Below are 4,078 nucleotides of genomic sequence, written 5' to 3' on the forward strand. Positions count from 1 at the left end.
AGATTTTGTTACCCCTTGCTAAGATTTTTATACGAGTGAAACGTTCTCCTTTTTCATACGGTTGAGTAAAGTAATGGGCGGTGTTTAATTCATCGAGTTATTTCCATCATTTTTCCATTGAAGAGGTAGAGGTTTGCGTCGCCACCGAAGTGATGGTCTAATTAACTATACGGAAAAAACCATTTAAAAATGGTTCTAGCAAAATCAGGGGCTTCTTTTGGTCATTAACATTGAGTCCTGGCCAAATGCCCACAAATTCCTTTAACATGATTTGGTTGTAATCCACGCCATTACCGTTAGCATTAAATATTAATACTGGAAAAACTACTACTTTACTTTTAAAAGTACCTAAACTCTTTAAACCTTGGCGTACCTTTTTTGTGAGCTGCGTACCAGGTTTTAATATCTGAGAAATTTCCGGCGAAAGCATCTTCGATAGATACACCGTATCAACCACTCCCTGATCATTAAATGAGACGCCTACAGACATGATATGTACCGCATTTTTATTAATTTTATGCAATTCATCTGAATTCATGGAACTTCCAATAGCCTTCATAATAGGTATTCTTACATCTATTTCTGATTTCTTTTTACTTTCAGCGATCAGAACTGGCTCCTGGTCTTGGTGGGTAGCAATCGGCTTTGTTTGGGCATAAGTTGTCCCTGCAAGGCTGATAAGTATTAACAAGATCTGGTTTACTTTTTTCATCCTATGAATTCCTAATTTACCTTTGCCTTCCGTACCAATGGCTGTATGCCAATGATCAGGTGCTCTTTATCAAATAGCACTCTTATAATTTCATTAGGTTCTTCCGGTGCACTTTCATAAGCATATTGGATCATCAGGTAATTGGTGCCATTTACATTTTGTAAACCTTGCATGTAAACTTTGAAAGGTTCTGGCTTAATACCATCTTTAAGCTGCTTAAACACAGTCTCCGTAATCTGATTGCGAATTTGGGCTGAAAAAGATGTCTTTGCACCTTCTAAATCTCCTGCCCTCAATTTAAGGATGAACTGGTCGTAGCTTTTTTTTGCAGCTGCTATCGCTTCATCACTTAATTCTGGGTTCGTGTTTTTCTTGATTTTATTTACATAGAGCCTGATGCGGTTGGTAGGCTCAATTTTTATATCTCCTTTTTTTTCATAAAAGTTACTCAGTACAGTATATAGCGTTATCGTCAAACTATCATTAGGTTTCCATTTGTCATTTCGGGTAAGCCCGCCCTTTAAATCGATCTTGGCCAGCTCATTTAAATCACCCTTATGCACACGCTCACCATATTTTTGGTTAAGCTGATTTACCAGTAATTCGTACTTTTTGACGAAAGATTTCTGAACATCAAGGGTTTGTTTCTTATTGCTGGGCTCAAAATTGATCATGTCCCATTCGTACTCGATACGGTCTATCAAAGAGTCCTGTTTGCTGAAGGTATAAGTAACCAGTAAATCTGGGATACCGCGTTCTGCTCTTCTAAAAGTCAGTGGAACTGCCATACCTCCTGGTACAATCATATCTCCTTCTCCCTGGTATAATTTCCCACCTAACTTCTTTTCTATATCGATAAAAGTATTCATTTTTTTGCCGTAAATCTCGGTATTGATCTCCTGGGCGGATAGGTTTAAGGAGCAGATCGCAAATGCGATTGAAAGGATTGAGCGAAAATTATACATCAGCGTTAATTTAGATTCGAAAGGTCAATTGTAAATGTAATTCTTTACGTTACAAGGTTCTAATTTCGTTTTTTTTCTCTTAATCTATAGATGTTTCTTCATTTTTTGATAACTCTTTCGCAGGCGGTCGGGTGTGCGGTCTACAGTTGTGTAACCGCTAATTTTTTATAACTTGATCAGATTTATGTTTTACTAATGAACCAATATAGAAATGAGAATTATATCTGTCAGAGAAAATCCTGAATACAAAGAAATAGCCATAAGATATTTGCAAGAGAGCTGGTCGGAAATTTCACCTATTATTTATGAAAATTGTATTTCTAATGCTATTCAAATATCTTAATTTATGCACTGACCACATGGGTTATTATGAAAAATATGGATTTAAATACCTTGGTCAAGGTTATCACCCCTGGGAGGAAGAATCAAGAATTTATCAAATAGAAGTGTAGTTTCGTGGAATGGTTAAAATACTATACAGTTAAAAGTAAATAGGCGATGATAAGAAAATTTATGGTGGTGTCTTGTGCTTTGTTAATAGCCCTTATTGCATGTCGCAATAGTGACACCAAATATTTATCGGGAAAAGACAGTGCAGATATTTTGAGAACGGTATTGGACCATAAGGACTTTAAAAAGATACTGGATACAAAAGATGATACTGTATATATTTTAAAGACTGAAAAGTATCGTAAAAGCTGGCCATCACATACTGAAGCCTTTAATATCGAATATCTCGAAGATTCGAAGGATAACAGAATAGTTAATAAAGGACCTGGTTTGCCTTATGATAGCAGGGTGAGGTTAAGTGTACCTTCTTTTGATAAAAAAGTTGATACAGTATTCGTGTCCGTTTTTGAAGAGGGATACGAAATATCTTTTTATTTTAAACTGGTTCGGCAAAGCAACATCTGGCAGGTTGTGGATCAGCGGCATGGGATGAATTACAATCCTCTATAAATCAGTTGATTATTTTATTGTTTTAGCTACAAGGTTTTACTTAATCTAAATGACATGCTTTCGCACCTCTCTCCAACTCCAAAATAGAGCATCTAACTTAATTATGGTGTCAGCTTCTCTAGGTCATAGTACATGATTCTGGTCTTACTGGATTCATCGGACTTAAGTAGAAACTTAAAATCATTACGGTCGTAGTATTTTACCTGCTTAGGCTGATTGACAGCATCTAGTATAAGCAAGCGACAAGCTGGTTTATGGTCAATCATTACCCAACCTTTGATGAAGTCCATCAGCTGATAAGCGATTCCAGAACCATGCAAATCTTTGTGAACACCTAATCTCCCAATTTTTATGGCAGGATATTGACGAATTCTTTTGACATTTGAAAGTCCCAGAAATCTATGTAACCTGTTCCAAATATTATTTGTATAACCATGCTCATCACCAAGATCATTCAAACAATCATTTGAAATGCTGAAGAAGGCGAACACAGTACCTTTTTCATCTTGAAATAAATAGGTATTCGCCATTTTTTCAGCCTGATACGCAACAGCATCATCCTGCAAAAATGATGTAATATCCTCTAGTCCACAATCAAAAGTAGTTATTTGTGATTCTTCACCCAACGGGGTGAAAATCAAATCAGAAAGTTCCAACTTATCTAGCTGACTTGGCTAAGACTTTATTAACAAGACTTGCAATACGTTCCCTTTCAGCAGACGAAGCCTTTTGATTTTGACCAGACGTAAGTTCCTCATTGAACTTCTTAGACGAAGAACCATAAAGAATTGGTGTTGGTTTTATTGGAGTTGCCATTCTTAAAATTGTTAATGTTGATAATGCTAATATAATAAGTAGTCTTAATGAAACTGCTAATACGACTAACACTGTTGTTATTGTACAATACAAATATAGTGCTAATATTTATAAAGTGGTGAAACTTTAAGAGATATTGAAGTATAATGACTACCTGTGCAACCTATTTGTATACCTAAGAAAATCTTATTTACTATTTGTCGGGCAAAAATACGGCGAAATCTTAAATAAGACTATATGAACAATTAAACTCTATAATTTGGGGGTTTGCAAGCCTTATTTGAGCTCGAAAGCTTTAGAAATAAATTTACAGATCGATATCATAAAGCACTCGCGTTCGATACTTCTGGCTGCTATCTCGTTTTTAAAAAAACTTAAATAATAGCTAGTCTTCAATTCATTCGCGTGGTTTGCGGCGCTACTTACGGATGTTTTTATTGATAAATGAAAGTTGCGGGCAATAGTATTTCCGGTTGTTTATATGAGGGTTTAACATTTGATTTCAAAGAAGGAGACAGACTTATCGGTACCGGAGTAATTAAACAGGTGATCAACGATAAACTAAGGAACAAGGACGGTTTGTATATTCCAGTGCATGAGGAACCCAAAAACGATATTACCATTG

5 protein-coding genes are annotated in these 4,078 nt (G+C 35.9%); 2 read left to right on the top strand and 3 right to left on the bottom strand.

Translation table 11 applies throughout. The annotated features are described in order from the left end of the window. Window positions 1–157 precede the first annotated feature (157 nt). Window positions 158–712, bottom strand: coding sequence for a hypothetical protein (locus IM797_RS28040; RefSeq protein WP_194130541.1), 555 nt, complete (start codon window positions 710–712; stop codon window positions 158–160). An 11-nt stretch (window positions 713–723) separates the two neighbouring features. Continuing rightward, window positions 724–1,677, bottom strand: a complete 954-nt coding sequence (locus IM797_RS28045) for a hypothetical protein (RefSeq protein WP_194130542.1) — start codon at window positions 1,675–1,677, stop codon at window positions 724–726. Between the two features lie 498 nt (window positions 1,678–2,175). Between IM797_RS28045 and IM797_RS28050 the strand changes: the two genes are divergently transcribed. Next, window positions 2,176–2,637 (top strand): hypothetical protein, encoded by a 462-nt coding sequence (locus IM797_RS28050; protein ID WP_194130543.1) that lies wholly within the window; start codon window positions 2,176–2,178, stop codon window positions 2,635–2,637. A gap of 101 nt (window positions 2,638–2,738) precedes the next feature. On the opposite strand, the gene IM797_RS28055 is transcribed toward IM797_RS28050, so the two are convergent. Beyond that, window positions 2,739–3,293, bottom strand: a complete 555-nt coding sequence (locus IM797_RS28055; protein WP_194130544.1) for a GNAT family N-acetyltransferase — start codon at window positions 3,291–3,293, stop codon at window positions 2,739–2,741. Window positions 3,294–3,897: 604 nt separating this feature from the next. On the opposite strand from IM797_RS28055, the gene IM797_RS28480 reads away from it, so the two are divergent. Further along, on the top strand, window positions 3,898–4,078 hold a 181-nt coding region (locus IM797_RS28480; RefSeq protein WP_228099181.1), incomplete at its 3' end, for a hypothetical protein.

Origin of the sequence: Pedobacter sp. MC2016-24, from assembly GCF_015223055.1 — a bacterium.
Lineage (GTDB): Bacteria > Bacteroidota > Bacteroidia > Sphingobacteriales > Sphingobacteriaceae > Pedobacter.

Bases quoted from the DNA above. Each gene is read 5' to 3' on its own strand.
- IM797_RS28040 (WP_194130541.1), bottom strand. From the start codon at position 712: ATGAAAAAAGTAAACCAGATCTTGTTAATACTTATCAGCCTTGCAGGG.
- IM797_RS28045 (WP_194130542.1), bottom strand. From the start codon at position 1,677: ATGTATAATTTTCGCTCAATCCTTTCAATCGCATTTGCGATCTGCTCC.
- IM797_RS28050 (WP_194130543.1), top strand. From the start codon at position 2,176: ATGATAAGAAAATTTATGGTGGTGTCTTGTGCTTTGTTAATAGCCCTT.